This window comes from Macrococcus equipercicus (genome assembly GCF_004359525.2).
Taxonomy (GTDB): Bacteria; Bacillota; Bacilli; order Staphylococcales; family Staphylococcaceae; genus Macrococcus; species Macrococcus equipercicus.
In genome coordinates, this window is record NZ_SCWC02000004.1 from 1 (window position 1) to 16,930 (window position 16,930).

Annotated in this window: 18 protein-coding genes, 3 tRNA genes and 1 pseudogene; 3 read left to right on the plus strand and 19 right to left on the minus strand. The window is 46.7% G+C overall.

Translation table 11 applies throughout. The features are described from left to right. Positions 1 to 149: 149 nt before the first annotated feature. The 16 genes from ERX35_RS06480 to ERX35_RS06555 all read right to left on the minus strand — a co-directional run bounded on the left by ERX35_RS06480 (position 150) and on the right by ERX35_RS06555 (position 12,382). Positions 150 to 223: transfer RNA gene (locus tag ERX35_RS06480), tRNA-Gly, on the minus strand. Between the two features lie 16 nt (positions 224 to 239). Then, a tRNA-Leu gene (locus tag ERX35_RS06485) sits at positions 240 to 323 on the minus strand. Positions 324 to 432: 109 nt separating this feature from the next. After that, positions 433 to 504: transfer RNA gene (locus ERX35_RS06490), tRNA-Glu, on the minus strand. Between the two features lie 74 nt (positions 505 to 578). Further along, positions 579 to 1,025: a SprT family protein gene (locus ERX35_RS06495; RefSeq protein ID WP_149459112.1), complete on the minus strand. Its 447-nt coding sequence runs from the start codon at positions 1,023 to 1,025 to the stop codon at positions 579 to 581. After that, positions 1,022 to 3,166, minus strand: coding sequence for a Tex family protein (locus ERX35_RS06500; RefSeq protein ID WP_149459113.1), 2,145 nt, complete (start codon positions 3,164 to 3,166; stop codon positions 1,022 to 1,024). Before ERX35_RS06500 ends, ERX35_RS06495 begins: the two co-directional genes overlap by 4 nt. A 68-nt stretch (positions 3,167 to 3,234) precedes the next feature. Then, positions 3,235 to 4,011, minus strand: a complete 777-nt coding sequence (gene sigB, locus ERX35_RS06505; RefSeq protein WP_149459114.1) for an RNA polymerase sigma factor SigB — start codon at positions 4,009 to 4,011, stop codon at positions 3,235 to 3,237. Next, the gene (gene rsbW, locus ERX35_RS06510; protein ID WP_149459115.1) at positions 3,986 to 4,462 is read right to left on the minus strand and encodes an anti-sigma B factor RsbW; all 477 of its coding nucleotides are present in this window, start codon (positions 4,460 to 4,462) and stop codon (positions 3,986 to 3,988) included. Before rsbW ends, sigB begins: the two co-directional genes overlap by 26 nt. Then, a complete protein-coding gene (locus ERX35_RS06515) occupies positions 4,459 to 4,785 on the minus strand; it encodes an anti-sigma factor antagonist (protein ID WP_149459116.1) in 327 nt (108 codons plus the stop codon). The genes rsbW and ERX35_RS06515 overlap by 4 nt, the downstream gene beginning before the upstream one ends. Positions 4,786 to 4,867: 82 nt before the next feature. After that, on the minus strand, positions 4,868 to 5,866 hold the full coding sequence (locus tag ERX35_RS06520) for a SpoIIE family protein phosphatase (protein WP_425463260.1): 999 nt from the start codon (positions 5,864 to 5,866) through the stop codon (positions 4,868 to 4,870). Between the two features lie 81 nt (positions 5,867 to 5,947). Continuing rightward, entirely contained in the window at positions 5,948 to 6,301 is a 354-nt protein-coding gene (locus tag ERX35_RS06525) for a type II toxin-antitoxin system PemK/MazF family toxin (protein WP_149459118.1), read from the minus strand. Beyond that, on the minus strand, positions 6,302 to 6,445 hold the full coding sequence (locus ERX35_RS06530) for an antitoxin MazE (protein ID WP_149459119.1): 144 nt from the start codon (positions 6,443 to 6,445) through the stop codon (positions 6,302 to 6,304). Positions 6,446 to 6,510: 65 nt separating this feature from the next. Continuing rightward, entirely contained in the window at positions 6,511 to 7,656 is a 1,146-nt protein-coding gene (gene alr, locus ERX35_RS06535; protein WP_149459120.1) for an alanine racemase, read from the minus strand. Positions 7,657 to 7,751: 95 nt separating this feature from the next. Beyond that, the gene (acpS, locus tag ERX35_RS06540; protein ID WP_149459318.1) at positions 7,752 to 8,099 is read right to left on the minus strand and encodes a holo-ACP synthase; all 348 of its coding nucleotides are present in this window, start codon (positions 8,097 to 8,099) and stop codon (positions 7,752 to 7,754) included. Positions 8,100 to 8,268: 169 nt separating this feature from the next. Beyond that, positions 8,269 to 9,771: a degradosome RNA helicase CshA gene (cshA, locus tag ERX35_RS06545; protein WP_149459121.1), complete on the minus strand. Its 1,503-nt coding sequence runs from the start codon at positions 9,769 to 9,771 to the stop codon at positions 8,269 to 8,271. 191 nt (positions 9,772 to 9,962) lie between these two features. Beyond that, positions 9,963 to 11,306 (minus strand): UDP-N-acetylmuramoyl-tripeptide--D-alanyl-D-alanine ligase, encoded by a 1,344-nt coding sequence (locus tag ERX35_RS06550; RefSeq protein WP_149459122.1) that lies wholly within the window; start codon positions 11,304 to 11,306, stop codon positions 9,963 to 9,965. A gap of 5 nt (positions 11,307 to 11,311) precedes the next feature. Further along, positions 11,312 to 12,382, minus strand: coding sequence for a D-alanine--D-alanine ligase (locus tag ERX35_RS06555; protein WP_149459123.1), 1,071 nt, complete (start codon positions 12,380 to 12,382; stop codon positions 11,312 to 11,314). Positions 12,383 to 12,517: 135 nt separating this feature from the next. On the opposite strand from ERX35_RS06555, the gene ERX35_RS06560 reads away from it, so the two are divergent. After that, positions 12,518 to 13,693, plus strand: coding sequence for an FtsW/RodA/SpoVE family cell cycle protein (locus ERX35_RS06560; RefSeq protein WP_149459124.1), 1,176 nt, complete (start codon positions 12,518 to 12,520; stop codon positions 13,691 to 13,693). Between the two features lie 41 nt (positions 13,694 to 13,734). On the opposite strand, the gene ERX35_RS11645 is transcribed toward ERX35_RS06560, so the two are convergent. Beyond that, a complete protein-coding gene (locus ERX35_RS11645; RefSeq protein WP_254249839.1) occupies positions 13,735 to 13,869 on the minus strand; it encodes an Lmo0850 family protein in 135 nt (44 codons plus the stop codon). Between the two features lie 196 nt (positions 13,870 to 14,065). Here ERX35_RS11645 and cls point away from each other — a divergent pair, with 196 nt between their 5' ends. Further along, positions 14,066 to 15,541 (plus strand): cardiolipin synthase, encoded by a 1,476-nt coding sequence (gene cls / locus ERX35_RS06565; RefSeq protein WP_149459125.1) that lies wholly within the window; start codon positions 14,066 to 14,068, stop codon positions 15,539 to 15,541. On the opposite strand, the gene ERX35_RS11650 is transcribed toward cls, so the two are convergent. Continuing rightward, on the minus strand, positions 15,538 to 15,660 hold the full coding sequence (locus tag ERX35_RS11650) for a hypothetical protein (RefSeq protein ID WP_281290585.1): 123 nt from the start codon (positions 15,658 to 15,660) through the stop codon (positions 15,538 to 15,540). The genes cls and ERX35_RS11650 overlap by 4 nt on opposite strands. Positions 15,661 to 15,800: 140 nt before the next feature. On the opposite strand from ERX35_RS11650, the gene ERX35_RS06570 reads away from it, so the two are divergent. Beyond that, positions 15,801 to 16,391 carry an HD domain-containing protein gene (locus ERX35_RS06570; RefSeq protein ID WP_425463258.1) on the plus strand — a complete coding sequence of 197 codons (591 nt, stop codon included), beginning with the start codon at positions 15,801 to 15,803 and terminating at the stop codon, positions 16,389 to 16,391. A gap of 50 nt (positions 16,392 to 16,441) precedes the next feature. On the opposite strand, the pseudogene ERX35_RS06575 reads toward ERX35_RS06570, so the two are convergent. Beyond that, positions 16,442 to 16,924: pseudogene (locus ERX35_RS06575) on the minus strand (divalent metal cation transporter); the annotation flags it as partial. Positions 16,925 to 16,930: the final 6 nt, after the last annotated feature.

The window sequence follows — 16,930 nt, forward strand, 5'->3', positions numbered from 1 at the left end:
AAACTCTCCATAATAGTTTGTCTGATAAAAGCTCGTTGACTGCTTAAGCCAGTCACTCTGAAAGTACTAAAGTACTCAAATTATTGGAATTAACGTTGACATATTGTCATTCAGTTTTCAATGTTCACTGTTCATTATTAATAGTTATATGGAGCGGGTGATCGGAATCGAACCGACAACATCAGCTTGGAAGGCTGAGGTTTTACCACTAAACTACACCCGCTTATTCAAATAATTAGTGCGGCCGAGAGGACTTGAACCTCCACGGGATTAACTCCCACTAGGCCCTCAACCTAGCGCGTCTGCCATTCCGCCACGACCGCGCGTAGCCGGCATTTACTTCGTTTGTCTGTTTTAGCGACAAGATTTATTATATTATGTATCTGCCATGAAGTCAATACTTTTAATAAAGTTTTTTTATTTTTTTTAAAGTGACCCCTACGGGATTCGAACCCGTGTTACCGCCGTGAAAGGGCGGTGTCTTAACCGCTTGACCAAGGGGCCTTTATTTCAACAACGAATATAATCATAAGACGAATCAGCGGTTAAGTCAACATAAAAATAGCTGACACGTAAAATTATACTTTACGTGTCAGCTGTAACTTCCCGCGGCACTTGCCGCAGCTATATCTACTGAGATCAATCATGCGTTTCCTCAAGTAGACTTGACCGCAGTGAACGCAGTGATATTCATAGCTGTAGTGATGCTCGGGCAGCGCCTCACAATATCGCGGTGCGCCTACATGACTGCTCAGCACCTTGAAGTCACGATCACGATGCTTGTAACCTTTCCCTTCTATATGAAGATGATAGTGACAAAGCTCATGCTTAATAATCGCGGTTAACGTCTCTATTCCATAGGCTTCGTATTGTCTGTAGTTGAATTCCAGATTGTGCGTACGCAGGAAATAACGGCCGCCTGTCGTCCTCAGCCTGCGATTGAAGACTGCGGTATGACGAAACGGTCGTTCGAACCATTCAAGTGACACCGCTTCTACTAATTGCTGCAGTTCTTCCTCTGTCACTCTGGTGCCTTCATCGTCAAAGCGACTTTCCCTTTGTCGAGGTCGACACCATCAACCCAGACATCAACAATATCTCCTGCGCTGACGACATCAGTCGGGTGCTTGACGAATTTGTCAGACAGCTTCGAGATATGGACAAGACCGTCCTGTTTCACGCCGATATCAACGAATGCACCGAAGTCGACAACATTGCGCACGGTTCCTGACAGTTTCATCCCTGCTTTTAAGTCGGCAAGTGACAAGACGTCTGACTTCAGCAACGGTACATGATAAGCATCGCGCGGGTCACGTCCCGGGGCGATTAAGGCGGCGATGATATCTTCCAGTGTCGGGAGCCCGATGTCCAGCTGCTTAGAGAGTGCCTGTTTATCCAGCTGCTTCAGTTTGGCCTGCAGCGGGGCTGTACCGAGTTCATCGACAGAGGACCCTATTTCTTTGAGGAGCTGGTAAGCCGCTTTGTAGCTCTCCGGGTGAATCGCTGTTCTATCAAGCGGCTCAGTGCCGTCTAGTATGCGCAGGAAGCCGATACTCTGCTCGAATGTCTTTTTGCCGAGACGCGGGATGCCGGCGATTTCTCTGCTGTGTTTAATCGGCCCTGCTTCTTCGCGGTATTTAATAATGTTCTCTGCGACAGTAGTCGACAGTCCTGAGACATACTGCAGCAACGGCGACGATGCGGTGTTCACATTCACACCGACCTGGTTGACAGCCGTCTCAACGACAAACGTCAATGCTTCGCTCAATGCCTTCTGGTTCACATCGTGCTGGTACTGGCCGACACCGATTGATTTCGGGTCGATCTTCACAAGTTCACTCAATGGATCCTGGACACGTCTGCCGATGGAGACAGCGCTCCGCTCCTCAACTTTAAAGTCCGGGAATTCCCGGCGGGCAAGGTCGCTTGCAGAGTAAACAGATGCGCCCGCTTCATTGACGATGATAAATGATACATCAAGCTTATGCTTCTTAATCATCTCCGCTGTGAACTGCTCTGTTTCGCGGCTGGCCGTTCCATTACCGATAGCGATCAGCTCAACATGATGCCGCTTGATGATATCGACGAAGATCTGCTCCGCTTCATGCTTTTTATTGACCGGTTGGTGCGGATACATGACAGACTTCGCGACAAAGGTGCCGTATTCATTAATGACTGCCAGTTTACAGCCCGTTCTATAGGCCGGGTCGACTCCAAGGATGACCTTCCCTTTCAGCGGTGCCTGCAGCAGCAGGTTCTTCAAGTTCACAGCGAATATATCGATGGCCTGTGTCTCGGCTTTCATTGTCAGCTCATTTCTCACTTCGCGCTCAATGGACGGCAGTATGAGCCGCTTCAGGCTGTCCGTAATGGCCTCCTCAAATAAGTGGAGCGTATTCGTCCGGCGTCTGACTACTTGATTTCTTAAATATAGTGCCAGTCTGTCAAGCGCTATATCGAACGAGACTTTAAGCACCCCTGCATTTTCTCCTCTGTTCAAAGCAAGAATGCGGTGAGGCACGATGGATTTAACCGGCTCGTCATAAGCATAGTACATCTCAAAGATGCCTTTATCATCTTCAGCGCCGCGTTTCTTCGAAGCTGTAATATGTGCATTGTCCTGCACAAACTTCAGAATATAGCTTCGATATTTCGGTTCATCGGCGATTTGTTCGGCGATAATATCTTTCGCGCCGCTGATCGCATCATCAGTCGTCTGAACTTCTTCAGATAGAAACTGAGCCGCTACTTTGTCGATATTCATATCATTGAATTCAAACAGCTGCTCTGCCAATGGTCCTAAGTTTTTACGCTTCGCCTCTGTCGCGCGCGTTTTTTTCTTCTGTTTGAACGGCCGGTACAGATCTTCGACACGCTGCAGCTTCACCTGGCTTAAAATGTCCTGCTTCAGTTCCGCCGTCAATAATCCCTGTGACTCAATCGCACGGATGACTTCATCTTTTCGCTTCTGCAGCGCCGCCATGTAGCTGTATTCCGTCTCAATCGTCTTGATCTCCACTTCATCAAGACCACCTGTCGCTTCCTTGCGGTAACGGGCGATAAACGGTACTGTGTTCTTGTCCTCAAGCAGCTTGAGCACTGACTTGATCTGCTCTTCCTTATACGGAAGTTTATTGATGATAAGTTTCATAATATGCTGTTCCATAATGACCTCCTTGATTCATAACGAGTGTAACATAAAAAAGCATGTACCTTTATGGCACATGCTGAAAATTATTCGCTATTCTGTACGGCATCTCTCAGTTTCTTAATTGCTGTACGCTGCAATCTTGAAACATGCATCTGACTCAGACCTACTTTTTCACCGGTTTCTTTCTGGCTCAGACCTTCGATGAATGTACACTGAATAATCTGCCGTTCTCTATCAGATAAGATCGGGATAATCTTCTCAAGGATCATCCGCTTCTCAGTCAGTTCATAGCCGTCTTCCTGCTTGCCCATCACATCAAGAAGCGTCACTGTCGAACCGTCTTTATCCGCTTCGATGGAATGATCGACACTGAGGGCGTTATAGCTCTGCCCCATCTCCATCGCTTCCAGCACTTCTTCATCTGTGACTTCCAGGAAGCCGGCAATCTCAGAGATTTTAGGAGAACGTCCCAGCTGGTTCGTCAGCTCGTCAGTCGCTTTTTTTATTTTTGGGCCGATTTCCTTGATCCGCCTCGGCACGTGGACGCTCCACGTCTTATCGCGCAAGTAGCGCTTGATTTCACCGATGACTGTCGGCACAAGGAAAGCTTCAAACTTACGTTCAAAAGACACATCGAACCGGTTGATTGCACCGAGTAAGCCGACCATTCCCACTTGAACTAAGTCTTCATGATGGCTCTGTCCTTTAGAGTAACGGTATGCCAAAGATTCAACCAGCTTCTGATAGTGCTCGACCAATGTCGTCTGGGCCATCTCATCCTGTGTGTCCTGATACAGTTTGATCCACGCATTGATTTCTTCGGGTGTTACATCATTATAAGCTGTTGAGTCTTTCGCCATCAGGTTGCACCTGCTCCCCTGCGATATACTTCGTCATGCTGATTGTTACACCTGCATCTTTTTTAATATTAACTTCGTCCATTAACGATTCAATCAGGAATAAGCCGAGGCCGCCTTCGCGGATAAAATCGACATTCTCGTCTTCATTATAAGGTCCTAGTTCTGCCTTCGTCTTCTCGTAGTCGAAGCTCTGCCCTGAATCTGAGACGATGACTTCTACTTTGTCCTCAAAGATGACATAGCCGACAAGCACATCGCCTTTCACTTCATCTTGATAAGCATGCTTCACTGCATTAGTCACTGCCTCTGATACTGCGATCTTAGAATCCTCGATGTCATCATAAGAGGCGCCGATTCTGCTTAGTATACCGGATAATGTCAGACGGACAAGTCCTACATATTCAGCTGACGCAGGAAAACGCATTTCTACATAATCATAGTTTGACATCACTCAACCTCCGTCCCCTCATTAACATGCATCAGATCTTTCAGACCGGTAATGTCGAACAGACGCTCAATTCGGCTGTTCGCGCCTAACACATACAGTTCATGGCCATGCTTATTCAGTTCCTTTAACGTACCGACAAAAAGTCCGAGACCAGTGGAGTCCATGTAACTCACTTCGCTGATATTCAAGCGGATGTCGTGCGTTCCTTTCTGGCGCAGCGGCTGCAGTACTTCAAGCAGTTCCGGAGCTGTATAAACGTCCAGTTCTCCCGCTACTTTAATATCATAGTGAGTCTCATGTTCTACTGTTTCAATATTCAAGTTCATCTGATACACTCCTAATTAGCTATGGCAGTTTATAATAATCTGTTTGTTATACCCTATTTGTTTATGTATAAACATATAACACTTAATGAATTTTTTTAATGATAAGGATAGTTAAATCATCCCGTTTTTTCGGATCCTGCTGTTTCAGCAGCTCCTCGTAGACCACCTGCACGATATCCTGTGGATGCAGATGCTTATACTCCCTAATGATTTCGAGCAGCTCTTCGGTACTGACAAACTCACCGTTGAGCCGGCGGATTTCAGAGAAGCCGTCTGTAAAGACGATGATCATATCCCCTATTTCAATCTGATGCTCTTTCTGGTCATAACGAGTCGACGGATTGATTCCGAGGACAATGCCCCGGGCATTCAACTCCTGGAAAGAATCCGTTTGTTCTCTGTAAATGTAGCCGGGTTCATGACCCGCAGAACTGTAGTAAAACTTACTGTTCACTTCTTCATAGAGACCATAGAACATTGTGACAAACATATTCTGGTTGACGTTCTTTTCAACGACCCGGTTCAGTCGTTTCAAGCCGTCACTCGGCAGCTGGGAATGCCCGTAGGAATCCATACCGAACTTGATCATGCTCATCGCCAGAGCTGCCGGGATACCTTTACCGATGACATCGGCAACCGCAAAACTCATCGTGCCGTCTTTATGGTCGATCAAGTTGAAGTAATCACCGTTCACCCGCTGTGCCGGCACACTGATTGCACCGATTTCTATGCTGTCGAGCTTAGGAATCGCCGTCTTCAGCATCATTGACTGCAGACTGACCGCGACATCCATCTCTTTATCGTGCGCCTCCATTTTGCGGACCAGTGCTTTATAATCACGGTAGGAGAAGCCGAAACCCATAATCATTTCGAGCAGCACATCCATCGAGTACTTCGCTTCTTCCGCCGTCAGTTCTTTCTCAAGCATCAGATCTTTATGCAGTGATACGACTTCTTCCGGCGAAATGTCGTGCTCTATAGCCTCAAAACTCAAGTCCTGCAGACCATCTAAATCTTCTTCCTTCTTAGATGCGATATACTTATCAAAAATGATATTGTATTTCTCTACGAGTGTATCTATATGGTTCATTTAATACCCCCTATCTCTCTCCAATGAAAAAGACTTTAGTCTCCTAAAGTCTCAGACATTCATCGGACAATATTATTCCTGAGACCGGCCACTCAGGCCAAGACTGATTTCAAGCGCCTCATCGACCTCATCCATTTTGTCAGGAGATAATACAGTCAGCTTATCTATCAATCTGTTTTTATCAATCGTTCTGATCTGCTCCAGCAGAATCACTGAATCCTTATCCAGCTGATGATTAGTCCGTCCGATTTCTACATGTGTCGGAATGCGCGCTTTATTAATTTTGGCGGTTATAGCCGCTACAATCACTGTCGGACTGAACTTATTTCCCACATCATTCTGAATGATGACAACCGGTCTTTTGCCACCTTGTTCAGAACCTTTCACAGGAGATAAATCCGCTAAATAAACATCCCCGCGTTTCATTTATTCACCATCTTCAGATGCAAAGAAGCGATCACTCTGTTCGCTTGCCTCGCACTCGAGTTCAAATTGCTCGTAAGAAATCATCAAGTTCAGTTCTGCCATTGATTGATATCCTTCAGCAAGTAATTGTTCAAACTTCTTCATGAGCTTCCCCCATTCAAACAACGAATTAAGATAATCATACCAAATGCATATAATAAAGACTATCTTTATTTCAGTAATTCATTATAAACTGTCTGCTCGCCGCTTGTATGGTAAATTCTCGGCAGCCGTCTGCTTAAATTGCACAGCACTTCATAGTTGATGGACTGCTGCTGTTCCGCCGCCTGCTCAAGCGACTGACCTGACTTACGTTTGTTATGGATCAGTATCACTTTGTCGCCGACACGGACACTGTCATCAACAACGACCATCAGCTGATCCATACAAATACGGCCGACGATTCTGCAGTCAGCGCCGTTAATGTTAACCGCATAGCCTTCCATACTGCGCAGAAAACCGTCAGCATAACCCAGCGGCAGTGTCGCGACCTTTGCATCAGCTGCTGCCGTGTACACTGCGCCGTAGCTGACGCTGTCACCAGCTGCCAGTTCTTTGACGAAGTTGACCGTGCTGACAAGCTGCATCGCAGGCTTCAGTTTAAGCGGCGCCTGTTCCTGAATAAACGGGGACGGATAATAGCCGTACATACTGATGCCGAACCGCAGTGCTGTGCATTCCGACATATCATAGCGGAGCGCCGCTGCAGAGTTCTGGCAGTGGATGAACTCAGGCCGGTCTTCACTGATGACGGCAAGAAAGCGGTCATAAGCTTCAGCGGTCAAGCTGTTATCTACGTCAGCAGAACTGAAATGTGTAAATACACCTTCAAAGACAAGTCCCGGGTGCTGTCTGACCACTTCAGTGACTGCACGATACTCCTCCACATCCCGTATGCCGATCCGGTTCATGCCGGTGTCAACTTTGACATGCAGCCAGAGCGATTTATCGCTATCTTCTTTAAGATAGGACAGTGCCTCATTCAGCCAGTCTATGCCGGGCACTGTCAGCGCCACACGATGACGCAGGGCCTTGTTGATATCTTCCGGCTCGATGATACCGAGAATAAGCAGCTTCGCTTTAATGCCGTGCATTCTCAGCTCTATCGCTTCGTCCAGTGTCGCTACTGCGAAAAATTCTGCACCGTTATCCATCAGATGCCCTGCAACCTGCACCGCGCCGAGTCCATAGGCATTAGCTTTGACAACAGCGATCACCGTCTTGTGAGGATGCAGCCGCTGCACAGCGTTGAAATTGTGGCTGATGGCGTCTAAGTCAACATTGATATAACTGGGACGATAATATTTTGTGGTCATTTCTTCACCTCAAATGGAATTACGTAGATTTTAACATAAATGATGTGTCTATTGATAAAAGTAAGGCAGAAAATTTGTTCATCTGCTGCTGTGTGTTACTTATCTTCCAGCACAACAAAAGCAGTGGCGACCGTAGTGGAATGCGCGATACTGACATGGACGTTGTACTGACTGTCATGGATGTAAGGTTTGCCTTTTGCATCATTCAGACAGCATATATCATTAAAGCGGAATTTACTGCCGATACCTGTACCGTAAGCCTTTGAATAAGCTTCCTTGACGGCGAACCGGCCGGCCGTGAAACTGATTCTGCGGGCATCATGTGACATATCAGCCAGCAGTTCAATCTCCGCCGGGTGCAAAATACGCTTAATAAATTTTTCGCTCATCAGTGCTGCAATACGTTCTATTTCTATAACATCTGTACCGATTCCTGCAATGATGGTCATCTCCTCCTCTCAGTCATACGCCTTTAATCGTTTGTAGTGCTTCTACATATCATACCATCAAGATTGCTTCATCACTAAAGCAGAAGCCCCCTATTCCTCCATAGACTACAGTAAAAAATAAAAAAGTTAAACTCCACTAACGGAATTTAACTTTTCAGGCTTACTATTTTTTATGGTCCGCAAATGTACGGCCTTTGAATGTTTTTGGTTTGCTTGCGCCAGCACTGCGGTCATGTGGTTTACGACGACCGTCTTTGCTGTCACGACGTTTCTGACCCGGTTTGAAGTTACGGCTGCCGCCTGCGCTGCCGCCGCGACGTCCGTAAGATGATTTACCGCCTTTACGGCCAAGTGGTTTTTCGAATGTCAATTGAACATCGACTTCGCTGTTTGACTGAATCAGCTCCTGCAGCAGAGCAGTGACTAATTTCACGTCACCATATTCTTCAAGCAGATTAGCTGCGATAGATTCAACGCGTTCTTCAGAAGGTTTCGCCACCCATTCAGCAACTTTCTTCTTCACTTCGCTTTCGCGGGCTTTCATCACTTCGCCTGGTGTTGGTGGACGCAGGGCTTTCATCGTGCGGTTCTTCTCTTTTTCGATCTGACGGATATAATCCATTTCGATCGGGTTGACGAATGAAATCGCCATACCATGTTTACCGGCACGGCCTGTACGACCGATACGGTGCGTGTAACTTTCAACGTCCTGCGGGATATCGAAGTTATAGACGTGAGATACGCCCGAGATATCTAATCCACGTGCAGCAACGTCTGTTGCAACGAGGATGTCGATCGCATCGTTCTTGAATTTTTTCAGTACTTCAAGACGTTTCGCCTGAGTGATGTCACCGTGAAGACCTTCTGCACGGTAGCCTTTAGAAATTAACGCGCTTGTCAGTTCGTCAACACGGCGTTTTGTACGGCCGAAGACGATTGCAAGTTCAGGGCTGTGAACATCGAGGAAGCTTGTGAATGTATCGAACTTCTCAAGTTCTTTGACGATTGTGTAATATTCATCGATATCCGGATTAGAGTCGACGTTTGTCATCGTCTTAACAACGATAGGATCATTCATGAACTTCTGAACAAGTTCCTGGATCGCTTTAGGCATTGTCGCTGAGAAGAGTAATGTCTGACGGTTTTCTTTCGGTAGTTTATCCATGATGAAACGCATATCATCGATGAACCCCATGTTCATCATTTCATCTGCTTCATCAAGAATCAATGTATTGATCTGGTCTGTCTTTAAAGTACGACGGTTTAAATGGTCGATGACACGTCCTGGTGTACCGACAACGATTTGAGGTTTCTTCTTCAGCTCTCTGATCTGACGGTCAATCGGCATACCACCGAAAATAGTTGTCACTTGAATGCCTTGGCCGCGGCCGAATGCTTTCAGCTGGTCAGCCACCTGCACAGCAAGTTCACGAGTTGGCGCCAGAATTAAACTTTGGATGCCCTCATTATTTTTTACTTTCTCGATCAACGGAATACCGAATGCACCCGTTTTACCAGTACCTGTCTGTGCTTGACCAAGTACGTCTCTTCCCGCCATTGTGTGGGGAATACTATCCAATTGGATAGGGGTAGGATCTGTAAACCCTAATTTTTCCAGCGCATTGATTGTAGGCTCGCTGATACCTAATTCTCTAAATTTTTGCAAAATTATTTTCTCCTTTATAGTCGCTTGTTACTAAACATCTGTGTGATTTTTCACTATGCTCTCGCGTTAACTTCTCTATACTACCACCTGAGCCGGTTAATAGCAAATGACCCATCTCTCATTTCACTGGTCGTCCTTATAATAAAAGCCGCCCTGATGTGGACGGCTCAATGACGTATGCGCTTACATAATTAGTTCGAAATATTTTCGATAATCGTTTCCAGTGCCATGCCGCGGCTTGCTTTGAACAGCACAACTGTATCAGCCGTCAGCCGCGGGCGTAAAAATTCTGCGACTGCCCCTTTATCATCAAAATGATAAGCGGTCGTCAATTTCTTCGCTTCATCATGAATATGTTCAGCCGCCCGGCCGGTCGTAATAACCGTCATTTGCCTGCCGTCAAAATACTTGCCGACTTCACGGTGATACTGCTCTTCATCAGGACCAAGCTCCAGTACATCGCTCAGCACGATATATTTATCGCCGGTCATCCCATTCACTGTATCGATAGCGGCCTTCATGCTCGTCGGGCTCGCATTATAAGCATCGTTGATCAGCAGACTGCCGTTCGGTCCTGCGAGCTGTTCCATCCGCATACCCGTCATCTCCAGCTGCTGAAGATGCATATTGATCGCTTCGTCTGTCAGGCCGAAACGTCTGCCGATCAAAATAGCGATCGCCGCGTTCCGGGCGTTATGGATGCCGAGCATCGGCAGCGTTAATACGGTGTCAGACGGCGTCACTTTGAACTGAATAGCGCCGTCGGTCATATGGATATCAGTGATGCGGTACGGGTTATCTTCATTCAGGCCGAGCGCTGCCCGTTCGCCCTTATACGTTTCAGCAAGAGGCGCAAGCAGCGGCTCATCGCCGTCATAGATGAATAGTCCGCTGAGGCCGTCGGTAATTTCAAACTTCGCCCTGGCAATGCCTGCTCGTGAACCCAGGTCACGCATATGGCTCTCCCCGATATTCGTGATGACTGCGACATCCGGTTCAGCAAGTGTCGACAGCAGTGAGATTTCCCCGAAACCTGACATCCCCATCTCAAGTATGGAGATTTCAGTGTCGTCATCCAGCTGGCAGATTGTCAGCGGCAGCCCGATTTCATTATTATAGTTACCGAGTGTTTTCTTGACTTTGAAGACAGGTGACAGCACTGCACTAACTATATCTTTTGTCGTTGTCTTGCCGTTAGAGCCGGTAATCCCGATGACTTTCGGCTTCACTTCTTTAAGATAGGCTCTGCTTAAGCGCTGCAATGCTTGTAGACAGTCGTCCACCATCACGAGCGGTAAGTCCGCCGGAGCACCCGGCACATCCTCCTGCCAGAAGCTTGCGGCAGCACCGTCCGCTATCGCCTGACTAACAAAGCGATGACCATCCGTCTGCTCTCCTTTAAAAGGGATGAACAGAACACCTTCAGTGATTTTCCGGGAATCGATGGCGACTCCTGCCACTTCGGTCGTTTTATAGGCGTCACTGACTGTTCCGCCGGCCATCTGTGCGATTTCCTGTAATGTGCGTTTTATCATGTCAATCAGTCCATTTTATACTTTATTTTTTTCTTGTCAGCGTAGCGCTCTTTTGACAGTTCAATCAGACGTGTGATGAGTTCACTGTAAGATACACCCATGTTCTGCCAGAGCAGCGGGTACATGCTGAACTTCGTGAAGCCCGGCATCGCATTCGTCTCATTAATATAGATTGTATGATCTTCAGTCACAAAGAAGTCCGCCCGTACAAGACCTGAACAGTCCGTCGCCTTGAATGCTTCTACTGCCATATTGCGGAGTGTCTCTGCGACTTCTGACGGAATATCAGCAGGAATCTGAAGCTTCACGTTGCCGTCTTTATACTTCGCTTTGTAATCATAGAAGCTGACGTCTTTAACGACTTCACCCGGCAATGTTGTTTCCGGATTGTCGTTGCCAAGTACCGCTACTTCTATCTCCCGGGCTTCAATTCCTTGTTCCACCACTAATTTGCGGTCAAACTGCAGCGCTTCTTCAATTCCTCTGATGAGCTCTTCTTTATTAGTACATTTGGAGATGCCGACCGATGAACCGAGGTTTGCCGGCTTAACAAATACCGGGTACTGAAGTTTCGTATTGACCAGCTCGATAATATTACTGCGGTATTTTTCAAATTCACTGCGGAGAAAGCTGACATAAGGCAGCTGCGGCAGTCCACGGTTGGCAAACAGCTGTTTCATGACAAGCTTATCCATTGAACTTGATGCGGATAGCACACCGTTACCGACATAAGGTAAGTCCAGCACTTCGAACAATCCTTGAATCGTTCCGTCTTCACCGTTCGGCCCATGCAGCAGCGGGAAGATGGTATCATAAGTGCCGCCGTTCACTGCCTGCCGCAGTAAATGCGTAATAGGTGCATCATCGCTCTTCGTCAGACGGAGCACTTCAGCATCTTCTATCGGCCCGCTGATCGGCTGACCTTTGATCCACTCGCCATCGTTAGTGATATAAATGATATCGATTGCATATTTTTCTTTATCCATCGCGTTGATCACTGATTGCGCTGTTAATATAGAAACATCATGTTCGGCGCTTTTGCCGCCATAAACGATACAAATATTTTCTTTAGTCATAATCTTCCTCCAACATGTTAATATAGTAATACTATCACGATAAAACCTGTGTTGCATTATTTTATCACAACTGCATTTTAAACTTCAGGTCTCATAAGGTATAATATAACTATTATCTACAGTAAGGAGCTATTCATGGTCTTATCACGCAAACATTTCCGGCTCGACAAAGTAGACTGGTGGCTGATTGTTCTGCTGATGCTGTTCGCAGCGGTCAGCCTGACAATCATCACATCTGCTATGGCAGGTCAGCAATACGAGACAAATTTTGCCAAACGTCAAGTGCTGTATTATGCGCTCGGCTTCATTATCGCACTCACGCTCATGTTCATCAGTCCAAAAACATTGCGGAAATTCGTCTGGCCGGTTTATTTCCTTGTGAACTTCGCACTGCTTGGACTTTATGTGCTGCCCGACTCCTCCTTCACACCGATCATCAATGGTGCGAAGAGCTGGTACAGGCTCGGTCCAATCAGTCTGCAGCCGTCAGAGTTCATGAAAATCACTTTGATGCTGGCACTTGCGAATGTCATTTACCGGCATAACCGCTTCACATTCAACAAGACGCTGCAGACAGATGTTATGCTGCTCGTTAAAATATTCATCACGGCGCTGCTGCCGATGGGACTGATCCTGCTGCAGAATGACTTAGGAACGACGCTCGTGCTGCTCTCCATCATTCTCGGTACAGTCATCGTGTCAGGCGTCAGCTGGCGCATTCTTGCACCGTTCCTCATCGGAGTCGCGGCTATCGGCACAACATTGATACTCGGCATTATTTACCGGCCGTCATGGATTGAAAAAGTACTCGGCATTCAGACTTATCAGCTCGGCCGGATCAACTCATGGCTTGACCCCGGCGCTTACAGCGAAGGTGACGGCTTCCACTTAGTAGAATCCATGAAGGCTATCGGTTCCGGCGGCTTGTTCGGCAAAGGATTTAAAAACGGCGAAGTCTATATTCCTGAAAATCATACGGACTTCATTTTCTCTGTCATCGGTGAAGAATTCGGGTTTATCGGTGCGATCATCGTACTCGTCCTGTTTCTTGCACTGTTCATTCACTTGATCAGACTTGCCCAGCATGCGGATCATCCTTTCAGTGCACTATTTCTGATCGGCTTCCTGAGTATGCTTGTCTTCCACGTCTTCCAGAACATTGGTATGACGATCCAGCTTGTTCCGATCACCGGCATTCCACTGCCCTTCATCAGTTACGGCGGCAGCGCGCTCTGGGCTCAGATGTGCGGCATCGGCATCGCCCTCAGCATCTTCTATCATCATTCAAACCAATCAATAAAAGACCGATGACATGTCATCGGTCTTTTATTGATTATTATGTTTAATAAATGTTATTTCAGTTTAGCAGGTGCGACGTGCGGCAGCGTCCGCATCACTTCAAGGCGCGATTTTGTTTTAGAAATATTGACACCGAGCGTGGATAAGAGATTCACAACGTTCTTCATTTTGTCCTGTGTATTCGGCATAACAATCTCTCCTGTCTCTTTAATAATTATATTCTACCCAAATTATTCAGCATTATCCATAGGGCCATGGACCTATTTGTGTAAAGTTTTCGAAAAATTTATATGCATCATGTAAATCGCCTGAACTTCATGCTCAAACAGTCATAAATATCGGATGTCATGTATAATAAACAGTAATCAAAAGGAGGCCGTGACTATGCTTGATTTTCTTTCGAGGGAACTCCCTCAGATTTTCTCTACGCTGCTGTTTATCGCCTTTATCTTCAATATATTCCTGGCCTTCATTCTCATCTTTCTGGAGCGGAGAGCCGCCGCCTCTACATGGGCCTGGCTGCTCGTCCTGTTCTTCCTGCCGATTTTAGGGTTTATACTGTACTTGCTGTTCGGCCGGCAGATTCAGCGCCAGACATTGTTCAGGCTGGACGAAGAAGATAAGATTGGTCTTGAGACAGTCATTAATGAACAGCTCGTGGCGCTCGACAACAATTTGCTGCGTGAACCGACGGCGGAAATCAATAAACATAAAGACATGATCCGCATGATGCTGATGAACCAGCCGGCATTTTTAACGACTGACAACAAAGTCGAAGTGTTCACGGACGGCCGCAAAAAATTCGACCGGCTGATTGCCGATATATTGAATGCGACCGATCATATTCATATTCAGTATTACATTTTCAAAAAAGACGGTATCGGCAAAGAGATCATCGACGCCCTCGAGCAGAAGCTTGAAGAAGGCATCGAAGTCAGAATGCTCTATGATGATATGGGTTCGAGAACGCTGACGTTATCAAAGTTCAAAGACTTTAAAAAGCTCGGCGGTCATGTCGAAGCGTTCTTCCCGTCCATACTGCCGCTCATCAACTTCCGCCTGAATAACCGGAACCATAGGAAAATCGTCGTTATCGACGGCCGTATCGGCTACGTCGGCGGGTTCAACGTCGGCGATGAATATTTGGGACTGAACAAACGCTTCGGCTACTGGCGTGACACACATCTTCGTCTGGAGGGCGATGCGGTCAATGCGCTGCAGCTGAGATTCATGCTCGACTGGAACTCGCAGTCCAACCGTCATCGGATGATACACGAACCACAGTACTTCCCTGACGTGCAGAGCGGCGGCGGTGTCGGCATCCAGATTGCCTCAAGTGGACCAGATGACCAGTGGCAGCAGATTAAATACGGTTACTTGAAGATGATCGGTGATGCCAAGAAATCCATCTACATACAAACGCCTTACTTCATCCCGGATACGTCGTTTCTCGATTCACTGAAAGTAGCTGCGTTATCAGGAGTTGCCGTCAATGTAATGATTCCTAATAAGCCGGATCATCCATTCGTCTACTGGGCGACTTATTCGAATGTCGGTGAACTGCTGAAAACAGGAGCGAAAGTATTCATTTACGAGAACGGGTTCCTTCATGCCAAAACTATTGTGATAGATGATGAAATTGCAAGTGTGGGAACAGCAAACATGGATGTAAGAAGCTTTGATTTGAACTTCGAGGTCAATGCCTTCATCTATGACCGTGAGCTTGCGGTGAAAGTCAGAAAGACATTTGAGGAAGATATAAAAGTATCAAGTGAGCTGACTGAAGAAATCTACAGCCAGCGCACACCATGGATAAAAATAAAAGAAGCAGTCGCACGCCTGATATCACCGATTCTTTAAATATGAAAAAACATGAAATCACAGGCAATACTCAAGAAGAATACAGTGTGAAGTGCCAGAAAACCGAAAGCTGCCATCTTTTGCGGATGTGTCAGTTTGTAAGTATAAGTAGTTTCCATGATTATCACTCCTAATTGTTTTAATATTCAGATATTTAAAGTAAACACATTATACTACGTTAAACTTATAAAGTAAACTGAAGCGGAAAGGAAAAACTAACGCAATGCAACCTATCATAACAGCGGCAGAATTATTTGTAATGAATGTACACTCTGGGGATTCATCAGGTCACGATTACAGCCATATTGAGCGGGTCAGAAAAATGGCACTGCTCATCGGCCGGGAAGAGCAGGCAGACTTGTTCATCGTCGAGATGGCAGCGCTGCTTCATGACACGGTCGACGATAAGCTTGTAGAACCAGCACGTGCATGGCAGCAGCTGGAGCAGTTCTTTGACAGCGTCCAGCTCGCTGCTGACAAGCGGGCAGCGATTACCCATATTTTACAATATATCAGCTTTAAAGGCGGCAAAAACGCCGGTAAACTCCGTTCCTTGGAAGGAAAAGTAGTTCAGGACGCCGACCGGCTCGATGCGCTCGGCGCGATCGGCATCGCCCGGACATTCATGTATGCTGGTGCATTCGGCGATGTGATGTATGACCCTGACCGCGCGCCGAGAGATTTAGCGACAGCAGATTACCGGGCGCAGTCGACTGCCATCAATCACTTCTACGAGAAGCTCTTCACATTGAAAGAGCTGATGAACACTACTAGAGGCCGGCAGCTTGCCGAAGAGCGGACGGCATACATGGAGGCGTTTGTCGACCGCTTCAAGCAGGAATGGCATTAAAATAACGCAAACAAAAACGGAAATCCTATGACAGGATTTCCGTTTTTTAATTATGAATTCCACAGCTGTCCTAACCCCTGCAGTGACATGTAACCTGCAAAGATAGTGACGATAACTGCAAATATGCCGAAGACGAGCATCCACTTCGGGTGTTTATAATCGCCGACGATTGATTTCTTCTGTGAAGCGATCAAAATCGCCGTCAATGTGACCGGTAAAATCAGACCGTTGAATGCGCCTGCTAAAATCAATAGTTTGACCGGTTTACCGATTAAGACGAAGACGAGAGTAGAAAAGACAATAAAGACGATGATGACAATGTTATTGTACTTCTCAAAGAAAGGATGGAAGCTTCTCAGGAATGAAGCACTCGTGTATGCTGCACCAATAACAGATGTCAGTGCGGCTGCCAGCAGAACAAGGCCGAAGATTTTCGGGCCGATATCGCCGAGCGCGAACTGGAAGGCTGATGCCAGCGGATTTTCGGGATCCAGCTTAACACCTGTTGCGACAACACTAAGCACTGCCAGAAAGTGGAA

What these genes read in the sequence shown, in the direction of transcription:
- ERX35_RS06500 (WP_149459113.1), bottom strand. Translation starts at nt 3,166, where the DNA reads ATGGAACAGCATATTATGAAACTTATCATCAATAAACTTCCGTATAAG.
- sigB (WP_149459114.1), bottom strand. Translation starts at nt 4,011, where the DNA reads ATGGCGAAAGACTCAACAGCTTATAATGATGTAACACCCGAAGAAATC.
- ERX35_RS06515 (WP_149459116.1), bottom strand. Translation starts at nt 4,785, where the DNA reads ATGAACTTGAATATTGAAACAGTAGAACATGAGACTCACTATGATATT.
- ERX35_RS06525 (WP_149459118.1), bottom strand. Translation starts at nt 6,301, where the DNA reads ATGAAACGCGGGGATGTTTATTTAGCGGATTTATCTCCTGTGAAAGGT.
- ERX35_RS06530 (WP_149459119.1), bottom strand. Translation starts at nt 6,445, where the DNA reads ATGAAGAAGTTTGAACAATTACTTGCTGAAGGATATCAATCAATGGCA.
- alr (WP_149459120.1), bottom strand. Translation starts at nt 7,656, where the DNA reads ATGACCACAAAATATTATCGTCCCAGTTATATCAATGTTGACTTAGAC.
- ERX35_RS06550 (WP_149459122.1), bottom strand. Translation starts at nt 11,306, where the DNA reads ATGATAAAACGCACATTACAGGAAATCGCACAGATGGCCGGCGGAACA.
- ERX35_RS06555 (WP_149459123.1), bottom strand. Translation starts at nt 12,382, where the DNA reads ATGACTAAAGAAAATATTTGTATCGTTTATGGCGGCAAAAGCGCCGAA.
- ERX35_RS06560 (WP_149459124.1), top strand. Translation starts at nt 12,518, where the DNA reads ATGGTCTTATCACGCAAACATTTCCGGCTCGACAAAGTAGACTGGTGG.
- ERX35_RS11645 (WP_254249839.1), bottom strand. Translation starts at nt 13,869, where the DNA reads ATGCCGAATACACAGGACAAAATGAAGAACGTTGTGAATCTCTTATCC.
- cls (WP_149459125.1), top strand. Translation starts at nt 14,066, where the DNA reads ATGCTTGATTTTCTTTCGAGGGAACTCCCTCAGATTTTCTCTACGCTG.
- ERX35_RS11650 (WP_281290585.1), bottom strand. Translation starts at nt 15,660, where the DNA reads ATGGAAACTACTTATACTTACAAACTGACACATCCGCAAAAGATGGCA.
- ERX35_RS06570 (WP_425463258.1), top strand. Translation starts at nt 15,801, where the DNA reads ATGAATGTACACTCTGGGGATTCATCAGGTCACGATTACAGCCATATT.